Source organism: Pantoea sp. EKM21T, from assembly GCF_011800405.1.
Classification (GTDB): Bacteria; Pseudomonadota; Gammaproteobacteria; order Enterobacterales; family Enterobacteriaceae; genus Pantoea; species Pantoea agglomerans.
Genome location: NZ_JAALFV010000005.1, coordinates 202,049 through 217,961, shown reverse-complemented (window position 1 = coordinate 217,961; position 15,913 = coordinate 202,049). Strand labels below are relative to the sequence as shown.

The 15,913-nt window shown below is 54.3% G+C and carries 14 protein-coding genes, 6 tRNA genes and 1 other RNA gene; 8 read left to right on the top strand and 13 right to left on the bottom strand.

Going from position 1 to position 15,913, the window contains the following annotated elements:
* Positions 1-46 precede the first annotated feature (46 nt).
* The 3 genes from zipA to HFD87_RS12235 all read left to right on the top strand — a co-directional run bounded on the left by zipA (position 47) and on the right by HFD87_RS12235 (position 3,360).
* Entirely contained in the window at positions 47-1,045 is a 999-nt protein-coding gene (gene zipA / locus HFD87_RS12245) for a cell division protein ZipA (protein WP_022624162.1), read from the top strand.
* Positions 1,046-1,121: 76 nt separating this feature from the next.
* The gene (gene ligA / locus HFD87_RS12240) at positions 1,122-3,149 is read left to right on the top strand and encodes an NAD-dependent DNA ligase LigA (protein ID WP_167423494.1); all 2,028 of its coding nucleotides are present in this window, start codon (positions 1,122-1,124) and stop codon (positions 3,147-3,149) included.
* Positions 3,142-3,360 carry a DUF3820 family protein gene (locus HFD87_RS12235; protein ID WP_003848878.1) on the top strand — a complete coding sequence of 73 codons (219 nt, stop codon included), beginning with the start codon at positions 3,142-3,144 and terminating at the stop codon, positions 3,358-3,360. Before ligA ends, HFD87_RS12235 begins: the two co-directional genes overlap by 8 nt.
* Positions 3,361-3,387: 27 nt before the next feature.
* On the opposite strand, the gene HFD87_RS12230 is transcribed toward HFD87_RS12235, so the two are convergent.
* Positions 3,388-4,401, bottom strand: coding sequence for a bile acid:sodium symporter family protein (locus HFD87_RS12230; RefSeq protein ID WP_124890186.1), 1,014 nt, complete (start codon positions 4,399-4,401; stop codon positions 3,388-3,390).
* Positions 4,402-4,496: 95 nt separating this feature from the next.
* On the opposite strand from HFD87_RS12230, the gene HFD87_RS12225 reads away from it, so the two are divergent.
* The gene (locus HFD87_RS12225; protein ID WP_167423493.1) at positions 4,497-5,417 is read left to right on the top strand and encodes a LysR family transcriptional regulator; all 921 of its coding nucleotides are present in this window, start codon (positions 4,497-4,499) and stop codon (positions 5,415-5,417) included.
* On the opposite strand, the gene HFD87_RS12220 is transcribed toward HFD87_RS12225, so the two are convergent.
* The 6 genes from HFD87_RS12220 to HFD87_RS12195 form a co-directional block, all read right to left on the bottom strand.
* Complete coding sequence (locus HFD87_RS12220; RefSeq protein WP_010259880.1) at positions 5,414-5,755, bottom strand: FlxA-like family protein; 342 nt, start codon at positions 5,753-5,755, stop codon at positions 5,414-5,416. The two genes, HFD87_RS12225 and HFD87_RS12220, sit on opposite strands and share 4 nt — an antisense overlap.
* 475 nt (positions 5,756-6,230) lie before the next feature.
* Positions 6,231-6,366: non-coding RNA, RtT sRNA (locus tag HFD87_RS12215), on the bottom strand.
* A 43-nt stretch (positions 6,367-6,409) separates the two neighbouring features.
* Positions 6,410-6,485: transfer RNA gene (locus HFD87_RS12210), tRNA-Lys, on the bottom strand.
* Between the two features lie 4 nt (positions 6,486-6,489).
* Positions 6,490-6,565: transfer RNA gene (locus HFD87_RS12205), tRNA-Val, on the bottom strand.
* 34 nt (positions 6,566-6,599) lie between these two features.
* Positions 6,600-6,675, bottom strand: a tRNA-Val gene (locus tag HFD87_RS12200).
* Between the two features lie 41 nt (positions 6,676-6,716).
* Positions 6,717-6,792 (bottom strand) — tRNA-Val (locus HFD87_RS12195).
* A gap of 272 nt (positions 6,793-7,064) precedes the next feature.
* Here HFD87_RS12195 and gltX point away from each other — a divergent pair.
* Positions 7,065-8,480, top strand: coding sequence for a glutamate--tRNA ligase (gene gltX, locus HFD87_RS12190; RefSeq protein ID WP_010257834.1), 1,416 nt, complete (start codon positions 7,065-7,067; stop codon positions 8,478-8,480).
* 33 nt (positions 8,481-8,513) lie between these two features.
* Here gltX and HFD87_RS12185 read toward each other — a convergent pair whose 3' ends face one another.
* The 3 genes from HFD87_RS12185 to HFD87_RS12175 all read right to left on the bottom strand — a co-directional run bounded on the left by HFD87_RS12185 (position 8,514) and on the right by HFD87_RS12175 (position 10,145).
* Positions 8,514-8,867 (bottom strand): YfeC-like transcriptional regulator, encoded by a 354-nt coding sequence (locus tag HFD87_RS12185; protein WP_010257835.1) that lies wholly within the window; start codon positions 8,865-8,867, stop codon positions 8,514-8,516.
* 24 nt (positions 8,868-8,891) lie between these two features.
* Positions 8,892-9,245: a YfeC-like transcriptional regulator gene (locus HFD87_RS12180; RefSeq protein WP_010257838.1), complete on the bottom strand. Its 354-nt coding sequence runs from the start codon at positions 9,243-9,245 to the stop codon at positions 8,892-8,894.
* 111 nt (positions 9,246-9,356) lie between these two features.
* Positions 9,357-10,145 carry a formate/nitrite transporter family protein gene (locus HFD87_RS12175; RefSeq protein ID WP_010257841.1) on the bottom strand — a complete coding sequence of 263 codons (789 nt, stop codon included), beginning with the start codon at positions 10,143-10,145 and terminating at the stop codon, positions 9,357-9,359.
* A gap of 359 nt (positions 10,146-10,504) precedes the next feature.
* On the opposite strand from HFD87_RS12175, the gene HFD87_RS12170 reads away from it, so the two are divergent.
* Together HFD87_RS12170 and HFD87_RS12165 are read left to right on the top strand one after the other, a co-directional pair.
* Positions 10,505-10,580, top strand: a tRNA-Ala gene (locus tag HFD87_RS12170).
* 44 nt (positions 10,581-10,624) lie between these two features.
* Positions 10,625-10,700 (top strand) — tRNA-Ala (locus HFD87_RS12165).
* A 326-nt stretch (positions 10,701-11,026) separates the two neighbouring features.
* On the opposite strand, the gene HFD87_RS12160 is transcribed toward HFD87_RS12165, so the two are convergent.
* Positions 11,027-12,217 (bottom strand): NupC/NupG family nucleoside CNT transporter, encoded by a 1,191-nt coding sequence (locus tag HFD87_RS12160; RefSeq protein WP_010671371.1) that lies wholly within the window; start codon positions 12,215-12,217, stop codon positions 11,027-11,029.
* Between the two features lie 369 nt (positions 12,218-12,586).
* Between HFD87_RS12160 and HFD87_RS12155 the strand changes: the two genes are divergently transcribed.
* Positions 12,587-13,828 (top strand): Nramp family divalent metal transporter, encoded by a 1,242-nt coding sequence (locus HFD87_RS12155; protein ID WP_010257845.1) that lies wholly within the window; start codon positions 12,587-12,589, stop codon positions 13,826-13,828.
* Between the two features lie 362 nt (positions 13,829-14,190).
* Here HFD87_RS12155 and HFD87_RS12150 read toward each other — a convergent pair whose 3' ends face one another.
* Together HFD87_RS12150 and mgrA are read right to left on the bottom strand one after the other, a co-directional pair.
* Positions 14,191-14,586, bottom strand: coding sequence for a DUF2502 domain-containing protein (locus HFD87_RS12150; protein ID WP_010257849.1), 396 nt, complete (start codon positions 14,584-14,586; stop codon positions 14,191-14,193).
* Between the two features lie 172 nt (positions 14,587-14,758).
* Positions 14,759-15,748, bottom strand: a complete 990-nt coding sequence (mgrA, locus tag HFD87_RS12145; protein WP_167423492.1) for an L-glyceraldehyde 3-phosphate reductase — start codon at positions 15,746-15,748, stop codon at positions 14,759-14,761.
* Positions 15,749-15,913: the final 165 nt, after the last annotated feature.

Genomic DNA, 15,913 nt, shown 5'->3' with positions numbered 1-15,913 from the left:
ATAAAGTTTGCCGCGGTGGCAAGGTATTGGAACAACAGAGAATACAATGATGCAGGATTTGCGTCTGATATTAATCGTTGTTGGCGCGATCGCCATTATAGCGCTCCTTCTTCACGGGCTGTGGACCAGCCGTAAAGAGCGTTCGTCAGTGTTCCGCGATCGCCCGCACAAACGTCTAAAACAACGTGATGAAAATGATGAGCAGGACCTGATTGACGACGAGGATGATGGCGTCGGCGAGGTTCGCGTTCGTTCTGATCGCAACGTACATCAGGAACCGCGTTTCGATGAGATTCGCGAGCCACAGCCAGAAGCGCCGCGTAAGCCTGCGCCCGCTGAGCCTGTGCGTCAGCCTGCGCCACGACCCGCACCGCAACCCGAACCTGAAAGCGACCCGCTTTTTAACACGGCACCGCAGCCTGCTCCGCAGTCGCGCCCTGAACCGGTTCGTCAGCAGCCCGCACCCACCTTTGTCGCGCCGCCCGTTCAGGCCGACCCACTGCTGGATCTCGACCCGCTGGAATCTGTACAGCCAGCACCGCAGTACCAGGCAGAACCTGAGCCGCAGCCTGAAGTGACACCGGCGCCCGCGCCAGCACAGCCTGCTGCTAAAGCGCCAGCGGAAAAACCGAAAGAAGCGGTACTGGTGCTGCATGTTGCCGCACACTCGGGCGGTGAACTGAACGGTGAGGCACTACTGCAGGGTATTCTCCAGGCGGGCTTCCAGTTTGGTGAAATGAACATTTTCCATCGTCATCTCAGTCCGGCTGGCAGCGGCCCGGTATTGTTCAGTCTGGCCAATATGGTTAAGCCGGGCTCATTCAATCCTGACCTGATGACCGATTTCAGCACGCCTGGCATCTCTATCTTTATGATGGTGCCTTCTTATGGCGATGCGAATCAGAACTTCAAGCTGATGCTGCAGTCGGCTCAGCGTATCGCTGATGATGTAGGTGGCGTGGTGCTGGATGATGAGCGTCGCATGATGACGCCACAGAAGCTGGAAACTTACAAAGCGCGTATCCGCGATGTGGTTGGCGTCTGAGACCTGCGCTAAACGCTATCTGAATTGTTAAAAACAAACCCCCGCCTGTCGGGGGTTTTTTATCTGATGGGGCTTTATGAAATCCGTCCAGGATCACATCACCGAACTGCGCACCACGTTGCGCCATCATGAATATCTCTATCACGTTATGGATGCGCCGGAAGTGCCGGATGCTGAATACGATCGTCTGATGCGTGAACTGCGTCAGCTGGAGGAGGAGCACCCGGATCTCATTACGCCAGACTCGCCGACACAACGCGTGGGTGCCGCGCCGCTGACGGTCTTCGAGCAGGTGCGCCATGAAGTCCCGATGCTGTCGCTTGATAACGCCTTTGATGAAGCCACGTTTATGGCTTTCAACAAGCGGGTGCAGGATCGCCTGAAAAGCAGTGACGACATAACCTACTGCTGTGAACTCAAGTTCGATGGCGCTGCGGTCAGCCTGATGTATGAAAATGGTCTGCTGGTCCAGGCCGCAACGCGCGGTGACGGCACAACCGGCGAGAACATTACCGCCAATGTCCGCACCATTCGCGCTATCCCGCTGCGGCTTAAAGGCGACAACATTCCGGCACGGCTGGAAGTGCGTGGCGAAATATTTATGACGCAGCGCGGCTTTGAAAAGCTGAATGAGGAAGCACGCCGGACTGATGGCAAAGTCTTTGCTAATCCGCGCAATGCAGCAGCCGGTTCTCTGCGTCAGCTGGATCCGCGCATTACCGCCAAACGTCCGCTGACCTTCTTCTGCTACGGTTTTGGCCTGCTGGAAGGCGGTGAGATGCCGCACAGTCACATGGAGCGTCTGCAACAGTTTAAAGCCTGGGGCCTGCCGGTCAGCGACCGCATTAAGCTGGTGCACAACGCAGAAGAAGCCCTGGCCTTCTATCGTGATATTGAGCAACAGCGTCCGAATCTGGGTTTTGATATTGATGGCGTGGTGATCAAAGTCGATTCACAGGAACTGCAGGAAAAACTGGGCTTTGTGGCGCGCGCGCCGCGCTGGGCGATTGCCTTTAAATTCCCGGCACAGGAACAACTGACCTGGGTGCGGGACGTCGAATTTCAGGTTGGCCGCACCGGGGCTATCACACCGGTGGCTCGCCTTGAGCCGGTGCAGGTCGCGGGCGTTATCGTCAGCAATGCCACGCTGCATAACGCGGATGAAATCGAGCGGCTGGGATTACGCATCGGGGATCGGGTCGTTATTCGCCGCGCCGGTGATGTGATCCCGCAGGTGGTCAACGTGGTGCTCGCCGAGCGCCCTGAACAGACGCGTGAAGTCCTGTTCCCGGCACACTGTCCGGTTTGTGGTTCCGAGGTTGAACGGGTCGAAGGGGAATCGGTCACGCGCTGCACGGGCGGTTTAATCTGCGGTGCTCAGCGCAAAGAGGCGCTGAAGCATTTTGTCTCGCGCCGGGCACTGGATGTTGATGGCATGGGCGATAAGATTATCGACCAGCTGGTGGAGAAAGAGTACGTCAACACACCTGCGGATCTGTTCCGTCTCACGGCGGGCAAACTGACCGGACTGGATCGCATGGGGCCGAAATCGGCGCAAAACGTTGTCGACGCGCTGGAGAAAGCGAAATCGACTACGCTGGCGCGTTTCCTCTATGCACTGGGCATTCGTGAAGTGGGTGAAGCCACCGCTGCCAATCTGGCTAACCATTTTGGTGAGTTGCAGAAGGTCATGGATGCCGATCTTGAGGCGCTGATTGCAGTGCCGGATGTCGGCAAAGTCGTTGCGGCACACGTGCGCAACTTCATGGAAGAGGAGAGCAACCGTGAGGTTATCCGCCAGCTGGTCGAGGATATCGGTATTCACTGGCCGCAGGTGGTGGTGGTGAGAGCCGAAGAGATCGACAGTCCGTTCGCGGGTAAAACGGTGGTGCTGACTGGCTCACTGTCGCAGATGAACCGCGATGATGCCAAAGCGCAGCTGATCGCGCTGGGCGCAAAAGTCAGCGGCAGTGTCTCGAAGAAAACTGATTTGCTGATTGCCGGTGAAGCGGCCGGTTCAAAGCTGGCGAAAGCAGCGGAGCTTGGCATTGAAGTGATTGATGAAGCGGAAATGATCCGCCTGCTGGGAGCCTCAGATGGATGAACATCAGCTGGTGGCGATAGCCAATACGCCTATGCCGTTTGGCAAATATAAGGGGCGGATGCTGATCGATCTGCCTGAGCCTTATCTGCTGTGGTTTGCCCGCAGTGGGGACTTTCCGTCTGGTCTGCTGGGTGATCTCATGCAACTCACCCTGACAATAAAAATTGAGGGTCTGGAAGGGTTAGTTAAACCGCTTCAGACCCGTAAGTAACGCTGCCCGCACTGGCGGGCAGCCGATCTATTTCTGAGACTCCATTACCGAATCCTTGACCTGCACAGCCTGCTGCTGCTTCTCATTGGTCTTCTTATAACGTCCGGCAATAAATGAGCAGACCATCAGCTGTACCTGATGGAAAATCATCAGCGGCAGCACAATAATCCCCACGGTACTGGCCGGGAACAGGATATTCGCCATCGGCACGCCATTCGCCAGACTCTTCTTCGAACCACAAAACAGCACCACAATCTCATCGGCGCGTTTAAAGCGGAACAGACGCGAGGCCAGCAGGTTGATAATCAGCACGGCGGTCAGCAGAATGATTGAGCCTGCCACAATCCACAGCAGCGTAATCAACCCAACGCGATGCCAGATGCCATTAACCACCGCTTCACTGAAGGCGGAGTAGACCACCAGCAGAATCGAGGTCTGGTCGGTTTTGCCAATCAGGCTGCGGTGCTTCTCAACCCAGCCACCGATCCAGCGCCGTGAGAGGTGTCCCAGTACGAAAGGCACCATCAGTTGCAGCATAATCTTCCCGATCTGCTCCAGTCCATCGCTGGGCGCGCTGCTGTGAATATCCATCACCAGGTTCACCAGCAACGGCGAAATAAACACACCCAGCAGGCTTGATGCAGAGGCGCTGCATACCGCTGCCGCAACGTTACCGCCCGCCATGGAGGTAAACGCGATAGCGGATTGCACGGTCGCAGGCAGGATACAGAGGTAGATAAAGCCGGTATAAATTTCCGGGCCGACATTAACCGGATGCCACCAGACCAGCAACAGACCCAGCACCGGAAACAGCACAAAGGTGCTGAACATAATCCACAGATGCAACCGCCAGTGACTGCTGCCTGAGATGATCTTTTCACGCGACAGCTTGGCACCATGCATAAAGAACAGCAGTGCTATCGCTGCCGTCGCGAGATAGCTGAATATATCAACGTAGATCCCTCTGGCTGGCAGAAAAGAGGCCAGCAGCACGGTGATGATGAGTTTAATCATCATCGGATCGAGTTTTAAAAATCCCATTGTTAAATTCCGGTAAATTTTTCAATAGCGCGATTGTGCGTGAAACCTGTTTAGAAATAAAATTGATTTATTGAATTAATCTATGAGCAGAATCGATGAATTACACCCTGCGTCAGTTACGAACCTTTATTGCGGTGGCTCACTATGGCGGATTCAGCCAGGCGGGGCAGGCGATAGGTCTGAGTCAGTCGGCGGTCAGCCACAGTATTAAAGAGCTGGAAGCGGAAACCGGCGTGCGATTGCTGGATCGAACCACCCGGGAGGTGATGCTGACTGAAGCGGGAAAACAGCTGGCGTCACGCATGGAGCGCCTGCTGGAGGAGATTCATACCACGCTGCTGGATATCCGCAGTTTTGGCGAACAGCGCAGTGGTACCGTCAGGGTGGCAGCCAGCCAGACCATTTCCGCTCATCTGATGCCGCAATGTCTGGCTGCCAGCCAGCAACACTTTCCTGACATCAAAGTGATACTGCACGATCGCGCCCAGCAGTGGGTGCTGCAAAGTGTGCGTAACGCCGAAGTCGATTTCGGGATTGTGATTGGGCCACTCAGCGACAGCGATTTTGACAGCATCGCGATTCTTGATGAGCCTTTCCTGCTGCTATGCCGTGATGATGATCCGCTGGCGCAGGTGGAAAGGGCAGAATGGTCAATGCTGGATGGCCGCACCATGGTGCTTCAGGACTACGCTTCGGGCAGTCGGGTCCTCATTGATGCGGCGATGCAGCAGCAGAATATCAGGGCTGAAGTCGTTCAGGAGATTGGTCATCCCGCTACGCTGTTTCCGATGGTACAGGTGGGGATCGGCATCAGTATTCTGCCCGCGCTGGCGTTACCGTTGCCGGCGGATCGCGCATTAACCGTGCGGCGTCTATATCCGGAAATCAATCGCAGCCTTACGCTGATCAAGCGTAAAAACCGTTCGCTGACGCCTGCTTCCGAAGCAATCTGGCAAGAGGTGCGCCAGCAGGCGACGCTGCTGGCGCAACAACGCGAGGCCAGGCCCGCATTTTAGATGTAGACATCAATTTTATTGGTGTCGGTAGGGCGGTTAATCCCGTCTGCTTTGCTCTCACTGACGGACGAGCTGTCACTCTTTGGCTGATCCTGCTCGGCCTGCTTCTGTTCCAGCTGAGCAATCTGTGCCTGCAGCATGGTGATTTGTGACTGATACATCTGCTGCATTTCAGACTTCTGTTCGTCAGTCAGTTCTTTGTTGTCGGCCAGCTCTTTGACTTGCGTTAAGACGTTCTGAATCTGTTTATTCAGCGCCGCGACCTGAGAGGCAACACTGCCGCCACCGCTGTCACCGCCACTGACTGCACTGCTTAGAATTCCGGAAATTGAAGACATCATTTTTCTCCCTGTAAGTTGTCAAATACGTTATCGGCACGCTGTGAAACGACTTGAGAGCTGAAATTGTTAAGGTTGCGAAAAGGTGAGAGCTTATCTGTTAAGCCAATGTCAGTGCAGCAGAAAAAAAACAGGCACCAAAAAGGGCTAAAAGACAGCAGATAAACTTAAAGCGAGGGGATCACAGGCCTGTAGCAAAGCATCGCGGGACAGGGACAAAAACGCCGGGAGCGTTTTTGAACAACGCAAAGCGTTGGCCCGTCTGCGGGCGCACCTCAGGGATGAGGTGCGTAATCGCCCGCGCTGAGCCTGCCATGGATGGCGATTTTGCGTCTTTGCGAAAGGCCTGTGCTCCCTGAGCCAGCACTTTGTTTAAAGTCTGAAATAGCTGGAAAAAGCAGTTCCACTCTGAAGCGCAGGAAATCTCTCAATAGCAGAAACGAAAAAAGCGCCTTAAAGGCGCTTTATTCTGAATTGGTGGGTCGTGCAGGATAGCCTCGGCCCGTCGTGGGCCTCGCCCTGCGGGTGATGCTGTCGCATCAGCCTGACTCGCTCCCTGCGATTCAGTCGAACCTGCAGCAGGTTCTCATCCTGCACGGTAAAGTCCGTGCCCCGGAAACGAAAAAAGCGCCTTAAAGGCGCTTTATTCTGAATTGGTGGGTCGTGCAGGATTCGAACCTGCGACCAATTGATTAAAAGTCAACTGCTCTACCAACTGAGCTAACGACCCGAAGTGGTGGGTGATGACGGGTTCGAACCGCCGACCCCCTCCTTGTAAGGGAGATGCTCTACCAACTGAGCTAATCACCCACTTCGTACTTCAGTACTACTAACAGGCAAGATATGGTGGGTGATGACGGGTTCGAACCGCCGACCCCCTCCTTGTAAGGGAGATGCTCTACCAACTGAGCTAATCACCCATATCTTCATACCTGTTCACTGCGGGCCACGCTGTTAAGAGTGGTGGGTGATGACGGGTTCGAACCGCCGACCCCCTCCTTGTAAGGGAGATGCTCTACCAACTGAGCTAATCACCCCCGCTGTGTGGAGTCGCATTATAGGGATAGTTGATTTTGAGTCAACGCTTTTTAAAACATAAATGTGCGTTCGGTTTATTTTTAAACACCCTGTCGCGCTTTTAGCCAATGTGCTGGTTTTACTGGCAGAAAAGCCCCTTTTCCCGGGCGGCAACTGGCGGGCATGCATTGAGGATTCACCGTCAGATGCTAGAATGTGCCCACTGTTTTTTCGCGTCTAACCTGTTTTTTGTCATCCAGACAGAGAACCCGCGCATCTAAGGCAATACTCAATGAAAATCAAAACACGCTTCGCGCCCAGCCCGACTGGCTATCTGCATGTAGGTGGCGCCCGTACCGCACTTTACTCCTGGCTCTTTGCCCGTCACAACCAGGGCGAGTTCGTGCTGCGCATTGAAGATACCGATCTGGAGCGCTCCACGCCGGAAGCTATCGAAGCCATCATGGATGGCATGAACTGGCTGAGCCTCGACTGGAATGAAGGCCCTTACTACCAGACAAAACGTTTTGATCGTTACAACGCGGTCATTGATGAAATGCTGGAAGCGGGTACAGCCTATAAATGCTACTGCTCTAAAGAACGTCTGGAAGCGCTGCGTGAAGAGCAGATGGCCAACAACGAAAAGCCGCGTTACGACGGCCGCTGCCGTGACAGCCATGAACATCATGCAGATGATGAGCCGTGCGTTGTGCGTTTCCGCAATCCGCAGGAAGGTTCGGTCATCTTTGACGACCAGATCCGTGGCCCGATTGAGTTCAGCAACCAGGAGCTGGATGATCTGATCATCCGCCGCACCGATGGTTCGCCAACCTACAACTTCTGCGTCGTCGTGGATGACTGGGATATGGGCATCACCCATGTGATTCGCGGTGAAGACCACATTAACAACACGCCACGTCAGATCAACATTCTCAAAGCAATTGGCGCGCAGGTTCCGGTGTATGCCCACGTCTCAATGATCCTGGGCGATGACGGCAAAAAGCTCTCCAAGCGTCATGGCGCGGTAGGGGTGATGCAGTATCGTGATGATGGCTACCTGCCAGAAGCGCTGCTCAACTACCTGGTTCGTCTGGGCTGGTCACATGGCGATCAGGAAATCTTCAGCGTGGCCGAAATGGCTGAGCTCTTTACCCTGGATGCGGTCAGTAAGTCTGCCAGTGCGTTCAACACTGAGAAACTGCAGTGGCTGAACCATCACTACATCAATACGCTGCCGCCAGAATATGTGGCGACACACCTGCAGTGGCATATTGAAGAGCAGAAAATTGATACCCGCACGGGGCCGGAACTGGCGAAGCTGGTTGGTCTGTTAGGCGAGCGCTGCAAAACATTGAAAGAGATGGCTGCATCCTGCCGCTACTTCTATGAAGACTTTGCAGAATTTGATGCCGATGCCGCGAAGAAACATCTTCGTCCGGTAGCGCGTCAGCCGCTGGAAGTGGTACGCGATAAGCTGGCCGCGATCGAAGAGTGGACGGCTGAAAACGTACATCAGGCTATTCAGAGCACCGCAGATGAGCTGGAAGTCGGGATGGGGAAAGTGGGCATGCCGCTGCGCGTGGCCGTAACCGGTGCCGGTCAGTCACCCGGACTGGATGTCACCGTGGAAGCGATAGGCCGCAGCCGCAGCGTTGCACGTATTGAGCAGGCGCTGGCCTTTATCAGTGAGCGGGAAGCGCAGGCTTAATAAACAGAACCGGAAGCTTCGCGCTTCCGGTTTTTACTCTTCAGTAATATCCAGACGCTGCAACATGCCTTTAATACCTATCCGTAATATCAGCGCTGACAGCTGCTCCTGTTCAGCCTGACTCATTTGTGGAACCGCATTCACCAACAGTGCCGTCAGTGAATCTGCCGGAACCCTGTACATTGCGGCGGGTTCGTGCAGGCTACGCGTCGAATGGATAAATTTTTCTACGCGATCATCGACATGAATCAATCGCGCCTTGCCGCCCTGAATGCCGGGTCTGGGCAGGGTGGTCCAGTTTTCGCGCTTAATCCATTTGTTCACTGTCTGTCGGCTCAGGCCCGTCTCTGAGGCGAGTTCTTCGGGTGTTAACCATTCCTTTTTCATCATACCTTCCCTGATAAATACACCTTACTCTTCGCTGATTCCCAGTCGCTGCAAAACGCCCTTGATACCTTCGCGTAAGATTAGTGCAGTGAATTGATCCTGCTCGTCCTGAGTCATTTGCTGGACGGAACTTATTAATAACGCAGGTAATGAATTAGACGGAGTGCCATAAGTTGCCGTCGGCTCGTTAAGGTTACGGGTCGACTGAATAAAACTTTTCACGCGCTCATCAATGTGAATCAATCGGGCTTTACCGCCTTGCACACCGGGCTTCGGCGTGGTCGTCCAGTTTTCCCGCTTGATCCATTTATTCACCGTTTGCCGACTGTAACCCGTCTCTGCAGCCAGCTCTTCGGGGGTAAGCCATTCCTTTTTCACGATGCAGTCCCTGATTAATACATTAGCAGGACATATTACAGCAAAACGTAACGGGTGAAAGTAACTGAAGCTGAAATTGCCTTTTGTCTCTCGACAAAAGGCAAAACATCATTACTGAGGATTACTGGCGGGTTCAGCGGCAGGGCGGAATGCAAGGAAATAGGCCAGACCAACGAACACGGCACCACCCACGGCATTGCCTGAGAAGACGGCAATAAAATTAGGGAAGTACTCTGCCCAGCTCATCTGACCGGCAAAAATGGCGGCCGGAATAATAAACATGTTAGCGACAACGTGCTGGAAGCCAATGGCCACAAATGCCATCACCGGGAACCACATGCCGAAGATCTTGCCGACCACATCTTTACTGGCAAAGGCCAGCCATACCGCCAGGCAAACCAGCCAGTTACAGCCGATACCGGAAATAAAGGCGTGCAGGAAATCAGCGTGGACTTTTGCAGAAGCGATAGCAACGGTCTTCTTCAGGTAATCGCCCTCGGTCATACCCAGCATGTGACCAAAGAACCAGGCGACAGCCACGCTGCCGAGAAAGTTAGCCAGGGTAACCCAGAACCAGTTGCGCGCCACGCTCATAAAGCTGATGCGACGGGCGAACCAGGCCACCGGTAATGTCATCATATTACCGGTCAGCAGTTCACCACCCGCCAGCACGGTCATGATGATCCCCACCGGGAAGACCGCGGCACCTAACAGGCCACCAAAAGAGCCCCATTCAGCGGGAAGGGTGTTGATCACGTGAAGATCCAGCAGGAAGCCGGTCGCAATAAATGCGCCCGCCATAAAGCCGAGAATCAGAAGGATGCTGACAGGTGCACGGCTTTTAGCCACGCCTGACTGGATCGCCAGTTGTGCGATTTCTTTAGGTGTATGCAGCGACATAGTATCTCAGTAGTTTTTTTATGATTAATGGGACGATAACGCCTGGTGGACGCGTGGTGCGCGGGAGAGGGTCCCGGGTACCACTAAATTAGCGGGCTAAGTTTTGCATGCGAAAAAGCCGAAGACAAGAAAATTCCTATAACATATTTAACCGTGAATTAACCTGACGGCAGACTGAATAACAGTTAAAAAACGGTCCTGTGTGAACAGACACGATTTTCCCCTGCAGCATGCTGCTGAAACTTCGCAGGTTGCCGCCTTTTTCAGCGATCAAACAGAGAATGTCATTTTGCCGTTGACACCCCGGAGGGGGTTTCATATTATGCCGTCCGTCGCTTAACGCGACAGTTTTTCGGTTCGGGGCTATAGCTCAGCTGGGAGAGCGCCTGCATGGCATGCAGGAGGTCAGCGGTTCGATCCCGCTTAGCTCCACCAAACTTCTTCCCAAAAGTTTGGCACTGAAAAACGATTCCAGATGTGGGGGTATAGCTCAGCTGGGAGAGCGCTTGCATGGCATGCAAGAGGTCAGCGGTTCGATCCCGCTTATCTCCACCATTTTCTGACACGCCGTTGTCAAAATCCTTTCTGATTAATCTCTTATTCGCCAGTTGCTGCGGATCCCAACGCTATTGCTTTGCCATTCACGCTGCTGCGCACGCTTAATTGCGTTATTAACCGGCATAACCTGTCATGACATCCGATGCTGTTTGCAGGACGTTGTGCCGCCTCTCGTGCACGATCTGAATGCAGATGTGACATGTGCAATGAAAGAGGTAACGCGGGAAAGGGGAATCAGCGGGAAGCAGAGCAAGGATAGAGCAGAAAGAGAAGGGCGAGACCTGCTCGCCCTTTGATGCTTAGAGTAGTGCGCAGAACCGTGCTTAGAACGCCAGAACCAGACCGGCGATAGCGGCGGAAAGCACGCTGACCAGCGTAGAGCCGTACAGCAGCTTCAGACCAAAGCGGGAAACCACGTTACCCTGTTCTTCGTTCAGACCTTTAATCGCACCGGCCACGATGCCGATAGAAGAGAAGTTAGCGAACGAGACCAGGAACACAGAAAGAATACCTTCTGAATGTGGCGACAGCTGACCCGCGATTTTCTGCAGATCCATCATGGCAACAAACTCATTCGACACCAGCTTGGTCGCCATAATACTGCCGACCTGCAACGCTTCGCCAGCAGGCACGCCCATCACCCAGGCAAACGGATAGAAGACAAAGCCGAGAACGCCCTGGAAGGAGATGCCGAAGATCAGATCAAACAGCGCATTCAGACCTGAAATCAGCGCGATAAAACCAATCAGCATGGCGGCAACGATAATCGCGACGCGGAAACCGGCCAGGATATACTCGCCCAGCATCTCAAAGAAGCTCTGGCCTTTGTGCAGATCCTGCAACTGCAGATCTTCTTCGTTCTCAACGCGATAAGGGTTGATCAGCGACAGCACGATAAAGGTGCTGAACATGTTGAGCACCAGCGCGGCGACCACATATTTCGGCTGCAGCATGGTCATGTAGGCGCCGACGATCGACATCGATACGGTCGACATCGCGGTCGCGGCCATGGTGTACATGCGGCGCTGTGACATTTGGCCCAGGATATCTTTATAGGCGATGAAGTTTTCTGATTGTCCCAGTATCAGAGAACTTACGGCGTTGAAAGATTCCAGTTTTCCCATGCCATTCACTTTCGACAGTACGGTACCAATACCGCGAATCACCCATGGCAGGATACGGAAATGCTGCAGAATACCGATCAGCGCAGAGATAAAGACGATAGGGCACAATACGTTAAGGAAGAAGAAGGCCAGACCTTTGTCGCTCATGTTGCCAAAGACGAAGTTAGTACCCTCAGCGGCATACTTCAGCAGATGGTCAAAGAAGCCCGCGAATCCTTTGACGAAACCGAGTCCCGCTTCTGAGTTCAGGAAGAACCAGGCGAGCACAATTTCAATCACCAGTAGCTGTATAATGTAGCGAATGCGAATGCTTTTACGATCGTGACTAACCAGCAAGGCGAGTATCCCGACCACCACCAGTGCTAAAAGAAATTGCAAAATATGGGACATGGTTGCTCCAAATTTGAGGAGGGTTGTATTTTGTTGCGTATTCTATGTAACGCGTTACTTAAAAACGAGATCTGAACCACAATATAAGTATTCGCTATCGTTATATTTTCCAGAAAAGTTCCAGAGATCACGTCCTGTTTACAAATACTTCACTTCAGATAACCACATAATTATTGTCTGAATTTTACACCGGGCGTAAAGTGACACTATTGCTCACATTTTTAGCAATCACATCCTTTACTGTAATGTATAGCAATGGCTATACTTTATAGCAGCATCTATTACACCGATAACAACAAACGAATTTCACTTGCACCTGCTAACCCCTAAGCTGCCGGGGCAGGCAAATGTTCAGACAGGGTACCGGATATGTTTGAAAGTCGTACCGCCGAGCGCGCCGCTCGCGGAGTCAGAAAAGTCAAACTCGCACTACTGGGGCCCGCTTTTATCGCCGCTATCGGCTATATCGATCCGGGCAACTTTGCGACCAACATTCAGGCGGGCGCTGCTTACGGCTACAAATTGCTGTGGGTGGTGGTATGGGCCAACATCATGGCCATGCTGATTCAGCTGATGTCAGCCAAGCTGGGTATCGCTACCGGCAAAAACCTCGCTGAACACATCCGCGATCGTTTTCCCCGGCCTGCCGTCTGGTTTTACTGGGTGCAGGCGGAAATTATCGCCATGGCCACTGACCTGGCGGAATTTATCGGTGCCGCGCTGGGGTTCAAACTGCTGCTCGGCATTTCATTGATGCAGGGCGCGGTGCTGACAGGCATCGCCACGTTCCTGATATTGATGTTACAGAGCCGGGGGCAAAAGCCGCTGGAGCTGGTGATTGGCGGACTTCTGCTGTTTGTGGCGGCGGCCTATATCGTCGAACTCTTTTTCTCCCAGCCCAGTGTCAAAGAGCTGGTGATCGGCATGGCGCTGCCCGCGTTACCAACGTCGGATGCCGTATTCCTGGCGGCGGGTGTGCTGGGTGCGACCATTATGCCGCACGTGATTTACCTGCACTCCGCGCTGACGCAGGGCAAAAGTGAGGACAGCAAAGGTCAGCGGTACTCCTCAACTAAACTGGATGTGGCGATTGCCATGACCATCGCCGGATTTGTTAACCTGGCGATGATGGCGACTGCCGCAGCGGCGTTTCACTTCAGCGGCCACAGTAAAATCGCTGAACTCGATCAGGCCTATCTGACGCTGCAACCGCTGTTAGGTCAGGCGGCGGCGACGGTGTTTGGTCTGAGCCTGGTGGCCGCCGGATTATCTTCAACGGTGGTCGGTACGCTGGCGGGGCAGGTGGTGATGCAGGGCTTTATCCACTTCCATATTCCCCTGTGGGTGCGCCGAACCGTCACCATGCTGCCCTCCTTTATTGTCATCTGGGCAGGCTGGGACCCGACAAGGGTGCTGGTGATGAGTCAGGTGCTGCTGAGTTTTGGTATTGCGCTGGCGTTGATTCCGCTGCTCTCCTTTACCGGCAACCGCGAGCTGATGGGCGATGATATGGTTAACTCGCGTCTGATGCAGAATACCGGGCGACTGATCGTGCTGCTGGTGATTACGCTGAATCTTTACCTGCTGGTGGGTGAAGCGCTGGGGCTGTAGCGGTTATGGTAAACAAGAAAACGCCCGGTTCTGCCGGGCGTTTTCTTGTTGGCAACGTCTGGCCAGGTTCGCAGTGATACCGAGCCAGCGCAGGAAACACGGTCAGATCAGAAAGACGCAAAATCCGTCATCCATGACATGCTCGGCCCGCGCGATTACGCACCTCATCCCTGAGGTGCGCCCGTAGCCGGGCCAACGCGTTGCGTTGTTCAAAAACGCTCCCGGCGTTTTTGTCCATGGCGCGGGACGCTTTCCTCTTCTGACCGTGTTCCCTGCGCGTTGAGTTTATGCGTTGCGGCCAGAATCACACTGATTGAAGTCTTTGTGTTGTCTGAAACGCCCGGTTCTGCCGGGCGTTTTTATTAATGGCGATCGTGTCCGTGATGGTCTGGACCGCGATGGTCAGGACCACGACGGTCATGATGATCCCAGCCACGATCACGATCGCGGCGATACTGATGTTCCCAGCGACGCTCACGGTCGCGCTCATGCCAGCGGCGTTCGCGCTCCCACTGCTGCTGACGACGCCACTCTTCGTGTCGCCACCAGCGGCGTTCGTTGTAAGAATAGCGGTCGTTCCACCAGCGCGGTTCACGCCAGCGGCCACCATCCCAGTAATAGCCACGGCGATCGCGATCGCCAAGATTCAGGGTGACGCCGGGGGCCAGAGTAATAGAGGCACTGGAGGCCTGGGCTGTGTGGTGTGCCAGCGGCGACAACAGGGCCAGCAGGGCAGCAAAAATAAGGGCTCTTTTCATTTTCTTCTCCTCATCAACAGTCTGACGCTGTTGCGGCGCAGCGATTATGCCTGCGTATTACTGTTGTTACCGCATCATTGTGTCGGAAGATTGTGAGGAAATTGGGGAGAGAAAGGGGTTTGAGACTATTCTGGCGCAGAAAACGCCCGGCCTCAGCCGGGCGCTAAAACCGTTACAGCAGCGCCGCGTCAATCGCAGCTAACTCGCTGTCGCTGAACTGACGGCGAGCGAGCATCGCCACCGCGTCATCGATCTGGGCTGTTTTGCTGGCTCCGATCAGTACTGAAGTCACACGCTCATCGCGCAGCACCCACGCCAGCGCCATCTGCGCCAGCTTCTGTTCGCGCTGCTGCGCAATAGCATTAAGCTTGCGGACTTTCTCCATCTTCTCATCCGTCAGCTGGTTCTCATTCAGGAACTTGCTGCCGCTGGCCGCGCGCGAATCTTCAGGAATGCCCTGCAGATAGCGATCGGTGAGCACGCCGCCTGCCAGCGGAGAGAAGGCGATACAGCCGACGCCCGCATCGCCCAGCGTCTGAATCAATCCCTGCTCAGGTGTGCGTTCAAACATCGAATAGCGCGGCTGGTGAATCAGACAAGGGGTGCCGAGATCGCGCAGGATAGCTATCGCTTCGGCGGCGAGATCGGCCGGATAGTTAGAAAGGGCAGCGTAAAGCGCTTTGCCCTGGCGCACCACATGATCCAGCGCGCGCATCGTCTCTTCCAGCGGGGTTTCCGGATCGGGACGGTGATGATAGAAAATATCCACATACTCCAGCCCCATTCGCTTCAGGCTCTGATCCAGACTGGCGACCAGATATTTACGCGAACCCCAATCCCCATAAGGCCCCTGCCACATGGTATAGCCCGCTTTAGTGGAGATGATCAGCTCATCACGATGGGCACGAAAATCTTCCCGCAGAATACGCCCGAAGTTCTCTTCGGATGAGCCAGGGGGTGGACCGTAATTGTTGGCTAAGTCGAAGTGCGTGATGCCAAGGTCAAACGCATGACGCAGCAGCTCACGGCTGTTATCGACCCGGGTACTGTCACCAAAGTTATGCCACAGTCCCAGCGAAATGGCGGGCAGTTTAATGCCGCTGCGGCCGCTGCGGCGATATTCCATCTGTTGATAGCGATCGGGGTGAGGGAAAAGGGACATTCAGCGCTCCTGGGTAAAAACGGGGATATGTGCCAAAAGTCTATCAGTGTATACGGTTACACTTAGTGACAGCGCGCTGCAATTCGCATTTTTACAGAATATTCCGCCAGCGTAACGTCGCCTTTCCAGCCATTGCGGCTGGCTAAAATAGCGGCACGCCTCGCT